The following is an 18,101-nucleotide window of genomic DNA, read 5'->3' on the forward strand; positions in this document are numbered from 1 at the left end:
CGCAGCCACCACCGGCTCAAGACCCACGCCCGCGGCTGGCGGTTCGTCATGGACGCCGACGGCACCCTGCACGTCACCACACCGTCGGGAGTGACCCGGACGACCCGACCACCCGGATTGCACACACCGGCACCCGAGCCTGAGGCGCCGGCCGACCATCCGCCGCACTCACCAGTGCCGGCAGACGATCCGCCACCGTTCTGAGGAATGCGTGGGACCTGACGACAGGTCCACATGTCGACTGGCCGATCACTACCGCGCCGCGCCGTCCCCTTTTCGATCAACTGGCGTCTTCACCGGCGGCCTCGATCAGGTCACCAGACCCCTTCGAGGGCGGAGGGCCGCTCAGCGGCGCGTGGCCTGCGACCGCAGCTCGTGCGCGGACTCCAGCGTCGGGGCGGCGGCGAGCACCTGGGCGAAGGCGCGTTCCTCGCGCAGCCGGGCGCGGATCCGGCGGCGCTCGGCGAGGCGGGTGCGCAGACGGGACATGGCGGGTTCCTTCCGGAGGTCAGGCGCCGGCCGGTGCCGGCACCCGGGGGAGCGGGCTCACGACGGCGTAGACGCCGTCCTCGGGCGTGAGGGAGGAGTCGGGGAGCAGCCGCCGGACGAGACCGACGACGCGGTCGTTGTCGGCTTGGACCGACGCGGTGAGAGTGCGCACGCCGCGCCGTCCGGCCAGCTCGACGAGCTCCCGGAGCAGCTGACGGCCCACGCCGAAGCCCTGCCAGCCGTCCTCCACGAGGACGGCTACCTCGGCGGTGGACGGGTCGCCGGGCGGACGGTCGTAGCGCGCCACGCCGACCACCTCGCCGCCGACGACGGCGACCAGCGCCTCGCGGGCGTCGTGGTCGACGTCGACCAGGTGGGGAAGCGCACCGGCCGGCGGCGCGTGCAGGGGCGCGTGGAACCGGCGGTAGACGGTGTCCCGGGAGAGCCGGGTCCGCAGCCGGCAGAAGAGTGGCCCGTCGTCGGCCCGGACGGGCCTGGTGGCGACTCCGATGTCCATCCCGACCTCCTGGGTTCGTCAAACGAACTCTCCTCCGGCCGAGTGAGTTCGTCAAGTGAACTCAGCGGGTTATGCTGACCGCGTGAGCGAAGCCCTGTGGGACCGGTCGCGGTGCTCGGTCGCCGGCACGCTGGCCGTCGTCGGGGAGAAGTGGAGCCTGCTGGTCCTGCGGGAGGCGTTCCTGGGCGTCCGCCGGTTCGCCGACTTCCAGCGGGTGCTCGGCGCACCCAAGGCGGTGCTGACCGACCGGCTGAACACGCTCGTCGACCAGGGCATCCTGCGGCGGGTGCCCTACCAGGCGGCCGGGGAGCGGCAGCGGCACGAGTACCGCCTGACGCAGAAGGGGATCGACCTCTATCCGACCCTGGTGGCCCTCATGCAGTGGGGGGACCGCTACCTGGCCGACGACGGCGACGTGCCGCTGGAGCTCAGGCACCGCGACTGCGGCGAGCCGGTCCACCTGGCCCTGGTCTGCGAGGCCGGGCACGAGCTCGGCGGCGCCCGCGACGTCCGCCCGGTCCCGCGCGTCCCCGCCGGCTGATCACCGGCTGAACGGCGGTTCCCGCCGACAGACCACCGGTCCGCCGACAGACCACCGGTTCCCGCCGGCGGAAGCCCGCGTGCCCGGCGTCCCTGCCGGCGGACAGACTGGCCGGCATGCCGGTGCCCGGGGCCTCGAGCCGCCTGTCCGCCCTCTCGCTGCCGAACACGACCGTCGACTCGGTCGTCGACGACCCGGGTGATGACACCACCCCGGCCTCCTGCCGGGTGCAGCTGACCGTCACCCACCCACCGGCCGGCGACCGGGTCACCGTCTGGGTGTACCTGCCGGCCGACGGGTGGAACGGCCGGTTCCAGGGCCGCGGCGGCGGGGGCTTCCTGGGCGGCTCGCCGGAGTTCCTCCTGGAGCCACTGCGCGCCGGCTACGCCTGCGCCGCGACCGACGCCGGGCACCCCGGGGGCGCCGCGACCTTCGCGCTCGACGCCCGCGGCCGGCTGGACTGGCAGGCGATCCGGGACTTCGGGCACGTCGGCATCCACGACATGACCGTCGCGGCCAAGGCCGTGGTGACCGCGTACTACGGCGAGCCGCCGGTCCGCTCCTACTTCCACGGCTGCTCGACCGGCGGCCGGCAGGGCCTGATGGCGGCCCAGCGCTACCCGGAGGACTACGACGGCGTCCTGTCCGGAGCGCCGGCGATCAACTGGCCGAGGATGCAGGTCGGCCAGATCTGGGGCCAGCTGGTGATGCTGGAGCGCGGCAACCCCGTCTCGGCGGCCAAGTTCGAGGCGGCGCTGGCCGCGATCGTCGACGCCTCCGACACCGTGGGCGACGGCGTCCGCGACCGCGTGATCGGCGACCCGCTGGCAGTGCGGCCCGACCCGGGGGCGCTGGTCGGGCTGCCGACGCCGGACGGCGAGCTGACCGAGGCCGACGTGGAGGTCATCCGCCTGATCGGGGAGGGCCCGCGCCGGCGCGACGGCAGCTTCCTCTGGTACGGCCTGGCACCCGGGGCGCCGTTCGCCGGCCTGCACGACACCGCGGTGGTCGACGGCGAGCTCGTCGGGCAGCCGTTCGCCTTCGACGTGTGGTGGATCGGCCTGTTCCTCGAGCAGGACCCGGACTGGGACTGGCGGACGCTGACCCACGAGGCGTTCGAGGCGTACTTCGACCGGTCGGTGGAGATGTACTCCGCCGTCCTGGCCGCCGACGACCCCGACCTGTCGGCCTTCGCCGACCGCGGCGGGAAGGCCCTGCTGTGGCACGGGGCGGCCGACTTCGGCATCCCGTTCCAGGGCACCGTCGACTACTACGAGCGGGTGCGGGCCCGGCTGGGCGCCGAGCGCACCGACGCGTTCCTGCGGCTGTTCCTCGCCCCCGGGGTCGGGCACTGCGGCGGCGGGGTGGGTCCGCAGCCGACCGGGCAGTTCGAGGCGCTCGTCGCGTGGGTGGAGGAGGGGGCGGCACCGGAGGAGATCCCCGCCGTCCGGACGGGAGAGGACGGGGCCGTCCTGCAGACCCGGCCGGTCTACGCCTATCCCGGCGTGGCCCGCTGGACCGGCGAGGGCGACCCGGACGACGCCGCGAGCTTCACCCGCGCCGAGGGCACCCGGCTGGTCCTGCCCCCCGGCCGCTGAGGCCCGCTCTCAGTCGACACCGAGGGCCCGCAGCCCGGCGGTCACGACCGCCGCGGCGAGGACGGCCACCAGCACGTGCGCCCGGCGCCACAGCAGCAGGCCGGCGGCCGCGACGCCGGCGGTGTCGGCACCGACGTGCAGCTCGGGGCCGTCGGCCAGCGCCGCGGTGACGACCAGCGCGGCCAGCAGCGCCGGGGAGAGCAGCACGACGACCCGCACCGCCGCCGGTGGGAGCTCCCGGTCGCCGGTCGCGGCCGGACCCACCCCGCGGGTGAGCGCGGTGGCGACCGTGCACAGGCCCACCAGGAGCCACCAGGTCCCCGCGCTCACCGGGGCGCCCGCAGGCCGACGAGCGCCGCCGCGGCCGCCACCAGCACCGGCAGGCCCGGCGGGGCCACCGGCACCAGGGCCAGCGCCACGGCGGCCCCGGCCAGCGCGACGCCCAGCCTCAGCCGGTCGCGCAGCTCGGCGGCGAGGATGGCCAGGAAGAACGCCGGGAAGACCGCGTCCAGGCCGAGAGCCCGGGTGTCGAGGGCCGGCGCGAACACGCCGACCACCGTGCCCAGCACCCAGAGCACGTACTGGATCCCGGAGTGCCCGAAGAGGTACTCCCGGTCGAAGCGGCCGTCGCCCCGGGCGGCCATCGCCCACGACGCGTCGACGGTGGCCTGCCCCTCGACGGCCCGCCGCAGCCGGCTGCCGCGCAGCGACGGGCCCAGCGCGAACCCCATGGGCACGAACCGGGAGCTGACCAGCGCCGAGGCGCCGACGGCGGCGCCGATCCCGCCGCCCGCGGTGACGATGCCGAGCGCGGCGAGCTGGCCGGACGCGGAGTACACGACGGCCGACATCACGACCGCGGCCACCGCCGGCATCCCGGCGTCGGTGGCGACCACGCCGAACGACACGGCGAGCACGAACACCGCCCCGCCGAAGGGAGCGCCGTCCCGCACGCCGTCCCGCCAGCCCCTGCTCCGCCCCGCCGCGTCGTCCACACGCCCTCCCGCGATCCGGCCGCCCGCCCGCCGAGCCTTGCCCGGACGACGGCGGTGGGTCGACCCTGCCAGGAGGCACCGACGACAGGGGGTCCGGGATGGCGGACGAGACGGTGACCTGCTGCATCGCCGGCGGCGGGCCGGCCGGGATGGTGCTCGGCCTGCTCCTGGCCCGTCAGGGGATCGACGTCCTGGTGCTGGAGAAGCACGGGGACTTCCTCCGCGACTTCCGCGGGGACACGGTGCACGCCTCGACGCTGCGCCTGCTCGACGAGCTCGGGCTGGCCGAGGCGTTCCTGCGGCTGCCGCACCAGGCGGTGACCCGGCTCGGGGTCACCACCGACGACGGCACCTTCGTCCTCGCCGACTTCGGCCGGCTGCCCGGCCGCTTCCCGTTCCTGGCCCTCGTGCCGCAGTGGGACCTGCTGGACTTCCTCGCCGACCGGGCCCGTGAGCAGCCGACCTTCCGGCTCCGCATGGACGCCGAGGTGGTCGGCCTGCTCAGCGAGGACGGTGCGGTGCGTGGCGTGCGGTACCGGCCCCCGGACGGCGGGGAGTCGCAGGTGCGGGCGACGCTGACCGTCGCCGCCGACGGCCGGCACTCCCGCGTGCGCGCGGCGGCGGGACTGCGGCTGCGCGAGTTCGGCGCGCCCATGGACGTGCTGTGGTTCCGGCTGCCGAAGTCGGCCGGCGACGGCGGGCCGGCCTTCGGCGGGGCCGGCCGGGTCACCCGCGGCCGCCTGCTCGTCCTGCTCGACCGCGGCGACTACTGGCAGTCGGCGTACCTCGTGCCCAAGGGCGGCTCCGCGGACCTGCGGGCGGCGGGTCTGGACGCCTTCCGGGCCGACCTTGCCGCACTGCTGCCGGCCATGCCCGCGGCGATCGGGGCGCTGCGCAGCTGGGACGACGTCCGGGTGCTCACCGTCCGGGTGGACCGGCTGCGCCGCTGGCACCGGCCGGGGCTGCTGCTGATCGGGGACGCCGCGCACGCCATGTCGCCGATCGGCGGGGTGGGCGTCAACCTCGCCGTCCAGGACGCTGCCGCGGCCGCGCGCCTGCTCGCCGGCCCGCTCGCGCGCGGTGCGGTGCGCTCCCGCGACCTCGCCCGCGTCCGCCTCCGCCGGCTGCTGCCCACCGTCGTCACCCAGGCCGTGCAGCGGCAGATCCAGACCCGCTTCCTCAGCCGGGTCCTGGCCGGCGACCGGCCGGTCGGCACGCCCGGCGTGCTGCGGCTGCTGGCCCGCTTCCCCGTGCTGCAGGGCCTGCCCGCCCGGTTGATCGGGATCGGCGTCCTGCCCGAGCACGCCCCGCCCCCCATCCCCTCGAGGAGGACACCATGCGGCGCACGGTCGACGGGCTGCTGATCTGGTTCGCGTTCTTCGGGCTGGCCGTCGGGGCCTGGCAGGCGCTCGCGCCCGCGTCGTTCTTCCACGACTTCCCCGGCTTCGGCCGGCACTGGGTCGACGTGGACGGCCCCTACAACGAGCACCTGCTGCTCGACGTCGGGCACGGCAACCTGGCCCTCGGGGTGGTGGCCCTCGTCGCCCTGCTGACCCGCGGGGTGTGGCTGGCCCGGGCGACCGGCCTCGCCGCCGTCGTGGCGAACCTGCCCCACCACCTGTACCACCAGCGGCACGTGCACGTGCTGGAGACGACCAGCGACGAGGTGCTGCAGACGGTGACCCTCAGCCTCGTCTCGGTGGCCGCCGTCCTGCTGGCGGTGCTGGCCTTCCGGCTCCCGGTGCACCCGGCCGGGACCACGGGCGGGGCTCCGGAGGCGCCGGCGCGCCAGGCGGCGGGTCGCCGGGTCCCCTAGCGTCCCCGGCGTGGGCACACGGGTGGTCGTGGTGGGCGGGGACGCCGCGGGCGCGAGCGCGGCGTCGCAGGCGCGCAAGCGGCAGCCGGACCTCGACGTCGTCATGTTCGAGCGGGGCCGGGCGACCTCGTACTCGGCGTGCGGCATCCCGTACTGGATCAGCGACGCGGTCGACAACGAGGCGGCGCTGATCGCCCGGACGCCGGAGCAGCACCGCGCCGCGGGCATCGACGTCCGGATGCGCACCGAGGTCGTCGGCATCGACCTCGACCGCCGGGTCGTGCACTGGCACGACCTCGAGGGCGGCAGCACCGGCATCGAGCCGTTCGACGAGCTGGTCTACGCGACCGGCAGCGTGCCGATGCGCCCGCCGGTGCCCGGGATCGACGCCGCCGGGGTCCACGGCGTCCAGGTGCTGGACGACGGCGAGGCGCTGCGGGCCGAGCTCGACAGCGGGCGGGTGCAGCGGGTGGTGGTGGTCGGCGGCGGCTACATCGGGCTGGAGATCGCGGAGGCCTGCCGGGTGCGTGGGCTGACGGTCACCGTCGTCGACCGCTCGGCGACCCCGGTGGGCACGTTCGACCCCGACATCGGGCAGTACATCGCCGACGCGGTGCGCCGGGAGGGCATCGAACTGGTGCTGTCGGACCCGGTGGCCGCCATCGACGTCGGGCCGGACGGGCGGGCCCGCGCCGTGGTGACCGCCGCCGGCCGGGAGCTGCCCGCGGACCTCGTCGTCCTCGGCCTCGGCGTGCGTCCCGACGTCCGCCTCGCCCAGGAGGCGGGCATCCCGCTGGGGATCTCCGGCGGGGTCGCCGTCGACGCGCGGATGCACACCCACGCCGAGGGCGTGTGGGCCGCCGGGGACTGCGTCGAGTCGCGGCACCGGCTCTCGGGCCAGCGGGTGGTCGTCGCGCTGGGCACGCACGCCAACAAGCAGGGGCGGGTGGTCGGCATCAACATCGGCGGCGGCTACGCGACCTTCCCCGGCGTCATCGGCACGGCCATCACCAAGATCTGCGAGGTGGAGGCCGCCCGCACCGGCCTCTCGACCGCCGAGGCCGAGGCCGCCGGGTACTCCTTCGTCACCGCGGCGGTCGACTCGACGACGAAGGCCGGCTACTTCCCCGGCGCCGAGCCCATCCGGATCAAGATGATCGCCGAGCGCCGCAACGGACGGCTGCTCGGCGCCCAGATCGTCGGCCGGCACCAGTCCGCGAAGCGGATCGACGCCCTGGCGATCTGCATCTGGAACGAGATGGGCGTCGACGAGATCCTCTCCCTCGACCTCTCCTACGCCCCGCCGTTCTCCCCGGTGTGGGACCCGGTGCTGATCGCCGCCCGCAAGGCCTTCGAGGCCGTGGAGGCCGACGTCCGCGAGCTGTGACGCCGGCCTCCACCCGCCCTGCCGGTCAGATCGGGTCGACGGCGTCGGCCTGCAGGCCGCGCTGACCCTGGCTGGCCTCGTACTCCACCCGCTGCCCCTCGTCGAGCGTGCGGAAGCCGCCCCGGTCGGGGATCGCGGAGAAGTGCACGAAGACGTCGGGGCCGCCGTCGTCGGGCTCGATGAACCCGAAGCCCTTGTCGGCGCTGAACCACTTCACCGTCCCGGTGGCGCGGTCGCCGCCACCGGAGCGGCGCGGCGCGGAGCGGTCGCCGCCCCGGTCGCCGCGCTCGGGCCGGTCGCCGCGCGGCCGCGACTCGCGGCCCTGGGGCGCCCCGCCCCGGCCGCGCTCCAGCGGCTGCACGAAGTCCGCCTGCAGGCCGCGCTGACCCTGGCTGGCCTCGTACTCGACCGGCTGGCCCTCCTCCAGGCTGCGGTAGCCGCCCTGGTCGGCGATCGCGGAGAAGTGCACGAAGACGTCGTCGCCGCCGTCGTCCGGCGCGATGAAGCCGAAGCCCTTCTCGGCGTTGAACCAGGAGACGGTGCCGGTGGCGCGCTGACCGCCGCCGGACCCCGACCGGCCGCCGTTGCGGCCTCCGCGGGACTCCTCCCGACCCCGGCCGTAGCCGGCGTCGTCGCGACCCCGGCCGTAGCCGGCGTCCTCCCGACCGCGGCCGTAGCCGGACTCCTCGCGCCGCGGCCGGCCGCCGCCGCCTCCGCCGGTCGGTCGCACCGTGTCGGCCTGCAGGCCGCGCTGACCCTGGCTGGCCTCGTACTCCACCCGCTGCCCCTCGTCCAGGCTGCGGAAGCCGCCCTGGTCGGGGATCGCGGAGAAGTGGACGAAGACGTCAGACCCTCCGTCGTCGGGCTCGATGAACCCGAACCCCTTCTCCGCGTCGAACCACTTGACCGTGCCCTGCGGCATCGTGTTGCTCCTGCACTCCTCGGCGTCGGCGGGTCCGTCCCGCCGGCCGTCGCCGCCGGTCCGGACCGGCGGCGCACCGCCTCCAGAGTGCCCTACGGGGACGACGGCGGTGCGCGCGCCGGTCACACCTCCACGAGCACCTCCGTCCCCGAGCCGCCGCGGCGGCACCCCCGCGCCGGTCAGGACTGGCCGGCGCCGGCCGGCTGCTGGCCGGCCTTCTCCTGCGCGTACCGGTCGGACGCCGCCTGGATCGCGGCGCCGTTCTTGGCGTCCAACTCGCTGTGCTTGCTGCGCGCCCACGCCTCGGCGGCGAGCAGCCGCTTCTGGGACGGCTGGAACGCCGGCATGACGTGGCGGGCGAAGAGCTCGAAGCTGCGCTGGGTGGCCTGCCAGTTCGCCCAGTCGTGCTGGAGCAGGATGTAGCAGCCGAACCCGCCGTCGGACTGGTCGACCAGCCGCTGGATCTGCTGGATCGCGTCGTCGGGCGTGCCCACGACGCCCCAGCCGCTGTCGTCGAGCCAGGCCAGCCGCTCGTCGAAGGTGTCGCCCGGGATGCGGACGGGCGGGAGCGCCAGTGTCTTCTGGGTGTACTCGACGAACGCGTCGAAGCCGTAGCGGATGTCCTCGACCGCCTGATCCCGCGTCTCGGCGAGGTGCATGGGGCCCATCAGCCGCCAGCGGGACCGGTCGGTGGGCCGGCCGGCGGCGGCCGCCTCGGCCTCGAGCACGTTCCAGTGGTGGGCGAGGACGTCGAAGCCCTCCTTGGTGGTCGCGCCGACCGAGAGCATGCCCAGCCCGTACTTGCCGGCCAGGGTGGGCCCGGTGGGGGAGGCGGTGGCGGCGACGGCGACCTCGAAGCACGGGTCCTGGTACGGGGCGAGCTGGCAGCGGGCGTCGACGAGCGTGTAGCGGTCGGTCGTCACCGACACCGGCTCGTCGGACAGCAGCAGGCGCAGCAGCACGTCGAGGTCCTCGTGCAGCGCCGGGCGCAGCTGGGCCGGCTCCAGGCCGATCATCGCGGCGTCCGTGGGGAGCGAGCCCGGACCGACGCCGAGCATGAGGCGGCCGCGCAGCAGGTGGTCGACGAGGATCGCGCGGTCGGCCACCCAGAGGGGGTTGTGGTACGGGATGGAGACCACGCCGGTTCCGAGCCGGATGGTGTGCGTGAGCGCTCCGACGTGGGCGATGAAGGTCAGCGGGTCGGCGATGATCTCCGTGGCGGCCGAGTGGTGCTCGCCGATCCACGCCTCGTCGTACCCCAGCCGGTCCAGCAACTGGATCGTCTCGACGTCGCGCTGCAGCGAGGTCGTCGGGTTCTGGGTGGGCGGGCTGTTGAACGGCGGCATGAAGATGCCGAAGCGCATCTTGTTCACGGGGCGGGCTCCTTCTGGTTCGACGGTGGACCAGGGCGCAGCCGGGCCGGCTGCGGGTCGGGGGCTGCGCGGTGGGCGAGCGGGAGCGCCGCGAGCTGCTGGAACAGCGGCGCCGGCTGCGACCCCGGCGAGTATGTCCCACGTCACACCGGGTCGGAGTGTGCGGTTCGCGGACACCCGGCGGAGTCGCGGCCGGTCAGCCCAGCGGCGGCAGGGGAGCGGAGCCGTCGACGATGGCGCGGGCCCGGGCCAGGATGGCCGGCTCGCGCCGGGTGTCGGTGAGCACGTAGAACCGCTGCGACCGGATGGCGTCGACGACCAGCCCGGCCACCTCTGCGGGCGGCCGGCCGGCGTCCACCAGCCCGGCCATGTGCTCGACCGACGCCTGCTCGGCCGGGCCGGACCCGGCCGACGGGCCCGCGGTGGCCGGCCGGTTGCGATCGGAGGTGGCGATGTTGGTGCGCACGGCGCTCGGGCACAGCACCGTCACTCCGACCGGGGCCCCGGCCTCCCGCAGCTGGGAGTGCAGGGCCTCCGACAGCGCGACGACGGTGTGCTTGGACGGGCCGTAGATGCCCAGGGTGCCCGCGAACAGCCCGAAGATCGACGCGGTGTTCACGACGTGCCCGGCGTCCTGCTCGAGCAGCACCGGAACGAACGCGCGGATGCCGTGCAGGACGCCCCACACGTTGACGCCCATCACCCACTCGAGGTCGCCGCGCGACGCCGTCCACACCGGCCCGTGCGGCCCGCCGACGCCGGCGTTGTTGCACAGCACGTGCACCGCGCCGTAGGTGGTGAGCGCGGCGTCCCGCAGCGCCTCGACCGACGCCTCGTCGGCGACGTCGGTGACCACGGGCAGGACGTCGGCCCCGTGCTGCCGGAGCGCGTCGGCCGCCGCGGCGAGCGCGGGCTCCTCGACGTCGGCCATGACCACGCGCATGCCCTCGGCGGCGAACCGCTCGCTCAGCGCCAGCCCGATGCCGCTGGCGGCGCCAGTCACGACGGCGACCCGGCCCGGGGCGACGACGTCGGTCACGACGGGTCCGCGGTCAGCTGGGCGTGCAGGCCGTGCAGGTCGGCGACCGCCCAGTGCTCGGTGATCCGGCCCTCGACGACGGTGACGATGTCGATGACCGGCCAGCTGACCCGGCGTCCGGTCGCGGGGACGCCCAGGTACTCGCCGCGGTGGGTGCCGGAGAAGGTCTGCCGGGTGACCACCTTGTCGCCGTCGGCGAGCATGTCGTCGACGGTCACCGCCAGGTCGGGGAAGGCGGTGCGCCGCGCCCGGAACAGCGCCGGCCCACCCTCCGGTCCGCGCGGCGCCCCGGGCGGCGCGGAGTGGTTGACGAAGTCCGGCGACCGCAGCTGCGCGGCGACCGCCTCGTCCCCGCTGTTCTTGAACTCCTCGACGAACCGCCGGACGACGGCCTTGTTCTCCTCGGTGGTCACGCGCGCTCCTCGTGCGGTCGGGCGGGGGGGGGGGGCGACCAGCCCCTCCCGGGCCGGCGGTGGCCCCGGCGAGGCCGCTTCCAGCCCCCGGGAAGGCCGGCGGAGGAGGCAACGCCGTGTGACGGTTGACACACCGGCCGTCCGGCAGTTGGGATCGGGGCCACAGCGGACAGTTGTCCGCGTTCCCGCCACCCCGAGACGAGGCCTCCATGACTGCTGCCGCGACGACACCCCGCCCCGCGGAAGGGCCGGCCGTCGCGGTCGACGTCCTCGTGGTCGGCTCCGGGCCGGCCGGCGCCTCCGCGGCGCTGTTCCTGGCCACGTACGGCACCGACACCCTGCTGGTCACCAAGTACGGCCGGCTCTCCGACACCCCGCGGGCGCACATCACCAACCAGCGCACGATGGAGACGCTGCGCGACGCGGGCATCGAGGACCGGCTGATGCGTGAGGCGACGCCCTGGCAGTACATGGGCAACACGACCTTCTGCACCAGCCTGGCCGGCGAGGAGCTGGGCCGGATCCCGTCGTGGGGCACCGACACCGTCCGGCACGCCGACTACGAGCTCGCCAGCCCGTGCGCGATGGTCGACGCCCCGCAGACGATCACCGAGCCGATCCTCGTCCAGGCCGCGCAGGAGCGCGGCGCGCGGATCCGCTTCGACACCGAGTACGTCTCCTCCGTGCAGGACGCCGACGGCGTGACGACGACGCTCCGGGACCGGCTGAGCGGCGCCGAGTACACCGTCCGTTCGCGGTACCTCGTCGGGGCCGACGGTGCGCGCAGCAAGGTCGCGGCCGACCTGGACCTGCCCTTCGAGGGCCCCGGGGCCGTCGCCGGCGCGCTGAGCATCGTGTTCGAGGCCGACCTCTCCCACCTGGTCGCGCACCGGCCGTCGGTCCTCTACTGGATGCTGCAGCCGGGGGCCGAGCGGGAGGGCGTCGGTCTGGGCGTGCTGCGCATGATCAAGCCCTGGCACGAGTGGATGCTCATGTGGGGCTACGAGGTCGCCGCGGGGCCGCCCGACCTCAGCGACGAGATGGTGCGGGAGCTCGCGGTCGCGCTCGTCGGTACCGACGACTTCGAGATGCACGTGACGTCCCGGTCGCCGTGGACGGTGAACCACCACTTCGCGACGACGATCGCCCGTGGCCGGGTCTTCTGCGCCGGCGACGCGGTCCACCGGCACCCGCCGACCAACGGGCTGGGCTCCAACACCTCCATCCAGGACTCCTACAACCTGGCGTGGAAGCTCGCGCACGTCGTCGCCGGGACGGCGGACCCGTCGCTGCTCGACAGCTACGACGCCGAGCGCGCGCCGATCGCGCGGCAGATCGTCGAGCGGGCCAACCAGAGCATCGCCGACACCGGGAAGATCCTCACCGCCCTCGACCTGGAGCACACCCAGGCCGACCACCTCGAGGAACAGCTGGCCCTGTGGAAGTCGCCCGGTCCGGCGGGGGAGAAGATCCGGACGGCGTTGCGCGAGGCGATCGCCTACAAGGCCTACGAGTTCGACGCCCACGGGGTCGAGCACAACCAGCGGTACGCCTCGTCGGCGGTCGTCCCCGACGGGACGCCGATGCCCGAGTACCGCCGGGACCCGGTGCTGTACGCCCAGGCCACCACCTGGCCCGGCGCCAAGATCCCGCACACCTGGGTCACCGTCGGCGGCCGACGGACGTCGACCCTCGACCTGGTGGGGCGCGGCCGGTTCGGCGTGGTCACCGGGATCGGTGGCGAGGCCTGGCTGGAGGCCGCCGCGGAGCTGGGCGCCGAGCTCGGGCTGACCTTCACCCCGGTCTCCATCGGCCCCGGCCGGCCGGTCGAGGACCCGTACGGCACCTGGGCCGACCTCCGCGAGATCGAGGACGCCGGCGTCCTCCTGGTGCGCCCGGACCTCTACGTCGCGGCCCGGCACCTCGGCGCACCGGCCTCGGCCGCCGAGGCCCGGGACTGGCTGGGCGGGGCGCTGCGCCGCGTCCTGGGACGCGGCTGACCCGGCCGCCCGGTACGGCCTCGCGTCAGCGGCCGTACCGGGCGGCGAACTCCCCGGGGCGCATCCCGGTCACCCGCACGAAGTCGCGGGTGAGGTGCGGCTGGTCGGCGTACCTGAGCAGCGCGGCGACCTCGCCCACCGTCGTGTCGCCGTCCCGCAGCCGCCCGGCCGCCTCCTGCAGCCGGCGCCGCTGGATCAGCCACTTCGGGGTCAGGCCGAGCCGCCGGTGCACCAGCCGCTGCAGCGCCCGCTCCGAGAGCCCGAACTCCGCGCACACCTGGGCCACCCGGACGACGTCCTGGTCGGACTCCACGAACGCCACCACCCGGTTGACCAGCTCGCCCTCGGCGTCGACGGGCAGCAGTGGGCGCAGGGCGTCGGCGAAGGCGGACACCGCGGCCCGGTGGGCGCCGGGGGAGTGCGGGTCGCCGGCCATCGCCGGGCGCACCCGCTCGACCAGGCGGTCGCCGTCGGACCCCAGCACGTCGGCCAGCTCCGCGTGCCGGTCGGTGTAGGCGGCCATGGAACCGCGCGCGACCAGGGAGCCGGCCGCCGGGGCGCACAGGACGCCGACCGCCCACCCGTCCCCGGTCAGGACGGTCGTGGACAGCCCGGAGGCGACCCCGTAGAAGCGGGCGTAGCCGGAGGCCACGACGAGCAGGGCCACCGGGTACTGCAGCACCTTCTGCGGAGCCTCCCGGCCGGGCGGCACCGACCACACCGGGATCCAGAACCGCTGCACCAGCCCCTCGAAGCCGGGGTCGGGGTCGTACCGGTGGATGACGTGCGAGGCGTCGTCCGGGTCCCTGAGGTGGGCCCGCTCGATCCGGTCGCTGTCGGCTTTCATCAAGACCCATCCTGACCCGGCTGCCTACGGTGCGGGCATGACCACCACCGCCGCCCTGTACGAGTCCGTGAACCGACCGCTGAGCGCCGTCCTCGACGCCGTACCGCAGGACGCGTGGGGGGAGGACTCGCCGTGCGCCGGCTGGACGGCGCGCGACGTCGTCCGCCACCTGGTCACCACCCAGCGCGAGTTCCTCGCCCGGCACGGCGTCGACCTGGGGGAGGAGCCGGACGTCGACAGAGACCCGGCCGCCGCCTGGCGGGAGCACGCCCGGCGGGTGCTCGCGGCGGTGTCCGACGAGGCCGTCGCCGGGCGCGGGTTCGACGGGTTCTTCGGCCCGACGACGGTGGGTGCGGCGCTCGAGCAGTTCTACGTGTGGGACATGGTGGTGCACCGCTGGGACGTGGCGCGGGCGACCGGCGGGGACACCGGCCTCTCCGAGGCCGAGCTCGACCGGGTGGAGCGCGGGGCCGACGCCTTCGGCGAGGCCCTCTACTCGGAGGGCGTCTGCCGGCCGGCGGTCGAGGCACCCGCCGGGGCGGACCGGGCGGTGCGCACGCTCGCCCGGCTCGGGCGGGGCTGAGGGGCTGCTCAGCGCAGGTGCGTGGCCAGCCGCACGGTGACGCCGCAGGCGTCCTGGGTGATGTCGACGTGGTCGCACAGCTGGCGGGCCAGCCAGAGGCCCATGCCCCCGCGGGAGAGGTCCTCGCCGTGTGCGGGGCCGTAGCCGGCGAAGGGGTCGTCGAAGCCGGGCCCGCGGTCGCGGATGCGGCAGACCACGGTGCCCTCCGACGCCCACAGGCTCAGGTCCACCGGCGGGCCGCCGTGCCGCGCCGCGTTGGAGAGCATCTCGTCGGTCGCCAGGAGGAAGTCGTCGACCAGGTCGCGGTGGCCGCGCACCGTGGCCAGCTCGGCGGCGACGGCGTGCCGCAGCGCGATGAAGTCGGCGACGTCGCGCACGTCCAGCCGCGGGGGCGTCTCCTCCAGCGGCTCCGGCAGCACGGGGAGCTCCCGCAGGTACCGCGCGGGCTCGACGAAGTCCGGGTTGGGTGCGTAGCCCGTGGCGGTCGCGAGCACCGGGTGGGTGGCCAGGGCGGCGGCCAGCACCGGGTCGGGCAGCTGCTGGGTGTCGAAGACGCAGGTCCCCGAGATCGGCCAGGGGGACAACGCCTCGTTGAGGACCGCCTCGTAGCGCTGCCACTCCAACCGGTCCCGCTCGGTGCGCCCGAAGTCGATCTCGCCCACGACGCGGATCCGGGCCGCCCCCTCGGCCACGAAGCGGTCGGCGAGCCGGCGGAACGCGGTGATCGCCGTCGCGGTGCGCCGGTCGTAGGTGTCGGCCCGCGGGACCAGGTGCACGCCGGGGGCCGCGTCCACCGCCTCGAGGAGGGCGTCGGCGGTACGGGTCCCGGTGGCGAGGACGACCGGCTCACCGGCGGCCAGGCCGGCCCGGACGAACGGCGCGGCGGCCGTGACCAGCTCGTCCAGCGAGTCGTAGAGGAGGGCGGCGTGCGTGTAGGCGTCGGCCGGGCCGTCCCCCGTGCGCGCCGCGGTGTCCACTGCCGCCCCTCTCCGAGCCTCGACCGTCCGGTATCCGCCCACGGTAGCCAGGGTCGCGGCTGCCCCGCCCGGTGACACCGGGCGACGCCGGACACCCCCGGGGCGATTGCCGGGGGACGGCGGCCCCCTCATGCTGCGGGGAGCGGCTCGGGAGCGGAGATCGGGATGGACCCCTCGCTGGTGCTCGCCGACGCGGCGGAGAACCTGTACCCGGCGCGGATGCAGATGGCGGTGTCGCTCGGCTGGCACATCGTCTTCGCCTGCTTCGGCATCGCCTTCCCGCTGCTCACCGTGGTCACCGAGTGGCGTGGGCACCGGCGGGGCGACGCGGACCTCCTCGGCCTGGCGCGCACCTGGGCCCGGGCGATGGGCGTGCTGTTCGCCGCCGGCGCGGTGTCGGGGACGCTGCTGTCGTTCGAGATGGGCATCCTCTGGCCGGTCCTCATGGACCGCTTCGGCGAGGTCTACGGCTTCCCGTTCGTGCTGGAGGGTTTCGCCTTCTTCATCGAGGCGATCTTCGTGGGCGTCTACCTGTTCGGCTGGGACCGGCTCTCGCCGCGGGCGCACGTGCTGAGCGCGGTGCCGATGATCGTCTCCGGCATGGCCGGCGCCTTCTTCGTCGTGGCCGCGAACGCGTGGATGAACAACCCCACCGGGTTCCGGCTGGACGAGGAGGGGCAGGTGGTCGACGCCCGGCCGTGGGCGGCGATGTTCGGGCCGTCGACCTGGCCGCAGGTCACGCACATGCTGCTGGCCGCCTACATGGTCACCGGCTTCACCGTCGCCTCGGTCTACGCCGTCGGGATGCTGCGCGGCCGCCGCGAGCGCCGGCACCGCATGGGTCTGCTGATCCCGCTCGCCGTCGCCGCGGTCCTCACGCCGGTCCAGATCGGGGTCGGGGACTGGATCGCCAACGTCGTCGCCGACAACCAGCCGGCCAAGCTGGCGGCGATGGAGGCCCAGTTCGAGACGAGGGCCGGCGCCCCGCTCTCGGTCGGCGGTCTCTACGTCGACGGCGAGCTGCGCTGGGCACTGGAGATCCCGAACGGGCTGTCGCTGCTGGTGCACCACGACCCCGACGGCGTCGTCCTCGGGCTGGAGGAGTTCCCGGCGGACGAGCGGCCGCCGGTGAACGTGGTGCACCTGGCCTTCGACGTCATGGTGTCCCTCGGCTTCGCGCTGCTGCTCGTGGCGGCCTGGTCCGGCTGGAGCTGGCGGCGGCGCCGGCGCCTGCCGGAGACCCCGTGGTTCCTGCGGGCGGTCGCGGTGTCCGGAGCGGCCGCCGTCGTGGCCATGGAGGCCGGCTGGATCGTCACCGAGGTGGGCCGCCAGCCCTGGATCGTGTACGGCGTGCTGCGCACCGCCGACGCGGTCAGCCCGGCGCCCGGCCTGTTCGCGGGGTTCTACGCCGTGGTGGCGGTCTACCTGGTGCTCACCGTGCTGACCGCCGTCGTGCTCCGGCGGCTGGCGCACCGCGCCGACACCCCCGCGCCGCAGGAGGCCGACGCCCGGCCACCGGATCCGCACAGCGGTGAGGTGGCCCTGCGATGACGATCGCGGAGGCGGTGCTCAGCACCATGTTCGTCGGCCTGGTCGCCTACGGCCTCTTCGGCGGGGCGGACTTCGGCGCCGGCATCTGGGACCTGCTGGCCGGGGGCACCCGGCGCGGCGCCCCTCAGCGGGACCTCATCGAGCGGTCCATAGCGCCGATCTGGGAGGCCAACCACGTCTGGCTGGTCTTCGTGCTCGTCGTCCTGTGGACGGCGTTCTCCGGGGCGTTCGCCGCCGTGGTGAGCACCCTCTACATCCCGCTGACCCTGGCCGCGTTCGGGATGATCGCCCGCGGGTCGGCGTTCGCCTTCCGCAAGAGCGTCACCACGCTCGGCCTGCGCCGGGCCCTGGGCGCCGGGTTCGCGTTCTCCTCCCTGGTGACCCCGTACTTCCTGGGCGCCGTGGTCGGTGGGGTGGCCTCGGGGCGGGTGCCGGCCGGCATCGCGGCCGGGGACGTGGTGACCAGCTGGGTGAACCCGACCTCGGTGCTGGGCGGCGTCCTCGCGGTGCTGGTCTGTGCCTACCTGGCCGCGGTGTTCCTCTGCGCGGACGCCCGTCGCGAGGGGGCCGACGACCTGGCCGCCGCGTTCCGGCTGCGCGCGCTGGGGACGGCGGCGCTGACCGGCCTGACCGGCATCGCCGGGATGTTCGTGCTCCGGGCGGACGCGCCCGTGCTGTTCGAGGGCCTCACCGGCCGGGCGCTCCCCGTCGTCGTCGTGTCGGTGCTGGCCGGGCTGGCCGCGCTCGGGCTGCTGGCGACGCGGCGCTACGTGCCCGCGCGGGCCGCCTCGGCCCTGGCCGTCACGGCGATCCTCGTCGGCTGGGCGGTCGCCCAGTACCCGTACGTGCTGCTGCCGGAGCTGACGATCGAGGAGGCCGCGCGCGGCCGGGCGACGCTCGTGGCGGTGCTCGTCGCGCTGCTCGGAGGGGCGCTGGTCCTGCTGCCGGCGCTGGCCTACCTCTACGTGCTGTTCCAGCGGCCCGCCCGCCAGGATTAGCCGGCGCCCGGACGGGACAGGAAGGGCCGGGCTGTCCGGACCGGCTGCGAGGTCG

Annotated in this window: 19 protein-coding genes and 1 pseudogene; 10 read left to right on the plus strand and 10 right to left on the minus strand. The window is 75.2% G+C overall.

The features are described from left to right. Nucleotides 1–204, plus strand: a pseudogene (locus tag MY520_RS18890) (HNH endonuclease); the annotation flags it as partial. Between the two features lie 141 nt (nt 205–345). On the opposite strand, the gene MY520_RS18895 reads toward MY520_RS18890, so the two are convergent. Together MY520_RS18895 and MY520_RS18900 are read right to left on the minus strand one after the other, a co-directional pair. Then, nucleotides 346–489 carry a hypothetical protein gene (locus tag MY520_RS18895; protein ID WP_436694105.1) on the minus strand — a complete coding sequence of 48 codons (144 nt, stop codon included), beginning with the start codon at nt 487–489 and terminating at the stop codon, nt 346–348. Nucleotides 490–508: 19 nt separating this feature from the next. After that, nucleotides 509–1,006 carry an N-acetyltransferase family protein gene (locus MY520_RS18900; RefSeq protein WP_436694106.1) on the minus strand — a complete coding sequence of 166 codons (498 nt, stop codon included), beginning with the start codon at nt 1,004–1,006 and terminating at the stop codon, nt 509–511. An 82-nt stretch (nt 1,007–1,088) separates the two neighbouring features. On the opposite strand from MY520_RS18900, the gene MY520_RS18905 reads away from it, so the two are divergent. Both MY520_RS18905 and MY520_RS18910 read left to right on the plus strand, forming a co-directional pair. Then, the gene (locus tag MY520_RS18905; protein ID WP_436694107.1) at nt 1,089–1,547 is read left to right on the plus strand and encodes a winged helix-turn-helix transcriptional regulator; all 459 of its coding nucleotides are present in this window, start codon (nt 1,089–1,091) and stop codon (nt 1,545–1,547) included. A 116-nt stretch (nt 1,548–1,663) separates the two neighbouring features. Next, entirely contained in the window at nt 1,664–3,145 is a 1,482-nt protein-coding gene (locus MY520_RS18910) for a tannase/feruloyl esterase family alpha/beta hydrolase (RefSeq protein WP_436694108.1), read from the plus strand. Between the two features lie 9 nt (nt 3,146–3,154). Here the strand turns inward: MY520_RS18910 and MY520_RS18915 are convergent, their stop codons facing one another. Next, nucleotides 3,155–3,475 (minus strand): AzlD domain-containing protein, encoded by a 321-nt coding sequence (locus MY520_RS18915; protein WP_436694109.1) that lies wholly within the window; start codon nt 3,473–3,475, stop codon nt 3,155–3,157. Next, nucleotides 3,472–4,140, minus strand: a complete 669-nt coding sequence (locus tag MY520_RS18920; RefSeq protein WP_436694110.1) for an AzlC family ABC transporter permease — start codon at nt 4,138–4,140, stop codon at nt 3,472–3,474. The genes MY520_RS18915 and MY520_RS18920 overlap by 4 nt, the downstream gene beginning before the upstream one ends. A gap of 98 nt (nt 4,141–4,238) precedes the next feature. Between MY520_RS18920 and MY520_RS18925 the strand changes: the two genes are divergently transcribed. Genes MY520_RS18925 through MY520_RS18935 form a run of 3 tightly spaced genes read left to right on the plus strand, consistent with a single transcriptional unit; the run spans nt 4,239 to nt 7,343 of the window. After that, nucleotides 4,239–5,504 (plus strand): FAD-dependent oxidoreductase, encoded by a 1,266-nt coding sequence (locus MY520_RS18925; RefSeq protein ID WP_436694111.1) that lies wholly within the window; start codon nt 4,239–4,241, stop codon nt 5,502–5,504. Continuing rightward, a complete protein-coding gene (locus MY520_RS18930; protein WP_436694112.1) occupies nt 5,477–5,956 on the plus strand; it encodes a hypothetical protein in 480 nt (159 codons plus the stop codon). Before MY520_RS18925 ends, MY520_RS18930 begins: the two co-directional genes overlap by 28 nt. Nucleotides 5,957–5,966: 10 nt before the next feature. Next, nucleotides 5,967–7,343, plus strand: coding sequence for an FAD-dependent oxidoreductase (locus MY520_RS18935; RefSeq protein ID WP_436694113.1), 1,377 nt, complete (start codon nt 5,967–5,969; stop codon nt 7,341–7,343). Nucleotides 7,344–7,368: 25 nt separating this feature from the next. On the opposite strand, the gene MY520_RS18940 is transcribed toward MY520_RS18935, so the two are convergent. The 4 genes from MY520_RS18940 to MY520_RS18955 all read right to left on the minus strand — a co-directional run bounded on the left by MY520_RS18940 (nt 7,369) and on the right by MY520_RS18955 (nt 11,090). After that, nucleotides 7,369–8,265: a cold-shock protein gene (locus tag MY520_RS18940; RefSeq protein WP_436694114.1), complete on the minus strand. Its 897-nt coding sequence runs from the start codon at nt 8,263–8,265 to the stop codon at nt 7,369–7,371. A gap of 179 nt (nt 8,266–8,444) precedes the next feature. Next, nucleotides 8,445–9,629 (minus strand): LLM class flavin-dependent oxidoreductase, encoded by a 1,185-nt coding sequence (locus MY520_RS18945; protein ID WP_436694167.1) that lies wholly within the window; start codon nt 9,627–9,629, stop codon nt 8,445–8,447. 205 nt (nt 9,630–9,834) lie between these two features. After that, entirely contained in the window at nt 9,835–10,677 is an 843-nt protein-coding gene (locus MY520_RS18950; RefSeq protein WP_436694115.1) for an SDR family NAD(P)-dependent oxidoreductase, read from the minus strand. Further along, the gene (locus MY520_RS18955; RefSeq protein ID WP_436694116.1) at nt 10,674–11,090 is read right to left on the minus strand and encodes an ester cyclase; all 417 of its coding nucleotides are present in this window, start codon (nt 11,088–11,090) and stop codon (nt 10,674–10,676) included. The genes MY520_RS18950 and MY520_RS18955 overlap by 4 nt, the downstream gene beginning before the upstream one ends. A gap of 209 nt (nt 11,091–11,299) precedes the next feature. Here MY520_RS18955 and MY520_RS18960 point away from each other — a divergent pair, with 209 nt between their 5' ends. Beyond that, nucleotides 11,300–13,090 (plus strand): FAD-dependent oxidoreductase, encoded by a 1,791-nt coding sequence (locus MY520_RS18960; RefSeq protein ID WP_436694117.1) that lies wholly within the window; start codon nt 11,300–11,302, stop codon nt 13,088–13,090. 25 nt (nt 13,091–13,115) lie between these two features. Here the strand turns inward: MY520_RS18960 and MY520_RS18965 are convergent, their stop codons facing one another. After that, a complete protein-coding gene (locus MY520_RS18965; protein ID WP_436694118.1) occupies nt 13,116–13,937 on the minus strand; it encodes a helix-turn-helix domain-containing protein in 822 nt (273 codons plus the stop codon). A gap of 37 nt (nt 13,938–13,974) precedes the next feature. Between MY520_RS18965 and MY520_RS18970 the strand changes: the two genes are divergently transcribed. After that, the gene (locus tag MY520_RS18970; RefSeq protein WP_436694119.1) at nt 13,975–14,520 is read left to right on the plus strand and encodes a TIGR03086 family metal-binding protein; all 546 of its coding nucleotides are present in this window, start codon (nt 13,975–13,977) and stop codon (nt 14,518–14,520) included. Between the two features lie 8 nt (nt 14,521–14,528). Here MY520_RS18970 and MY520_RS18975 read toward each other — a convergent pair whose 3' ends face one another. Further along, nucleotides 14,529–15,497 (minus strand): anti-sigma factor RsbA family regulatory protein, encoded by a 969-nt coding sequence (locus tag MY520_RS18975; RefSeq protein ID WP_436694120.1) that lies wholly within the window; start codon nt 15,495–15,497, stop codon nt 14,529–14,531. 165 nt (nt 15,498–15,662) lie between these two features. Between MY520_RS18975 and MY520_RS18980 the strand changes: the two genes are divergently transcribed. Together MY520_RS18980 and MY520_RS18985 are read left to right on the plus strand one after the other, a co-directional pair. Continuing rightward, nucleotides 15,663–17,048, plus strand: coding sequence for a cytochrome ubiquinol oxidase subunit I (locus MY520_RS18980; RefSeq protein ID WP_436694121.1), 1,386 nt, complete (start codon nt 15,663–15,665; stop codon nt 17,046–17,048). Continuing rightward, on the plus strand, nt 17,045–18,046 hold the full coding sequence (locus MY520_RS18985; RefSeq protein WP_436694122.1) for a cytochrome d ubiquinol oxidase subunit II: 1,002 nt from the start codon (nt 17,045–17,047) through the stop codon (nt 18,044–18,046). The genes MY520_RS18980 and MY520_RS18985 overlap by 4 nt, the downstream gene beginning before the upstream one ends. Nucleotides 18,047–18,101 lie beyond the last annotated feature (55 nt).

Source organism: Geodermatophilus sp. CPCC 205506 (assembly GCF_051383635.1).
Classification (GTDB): Bacteria; Actinomycetota; Actinomycetes; order Mycobacteriales; family Geodermatophilaceae; genus Geodermatophilus.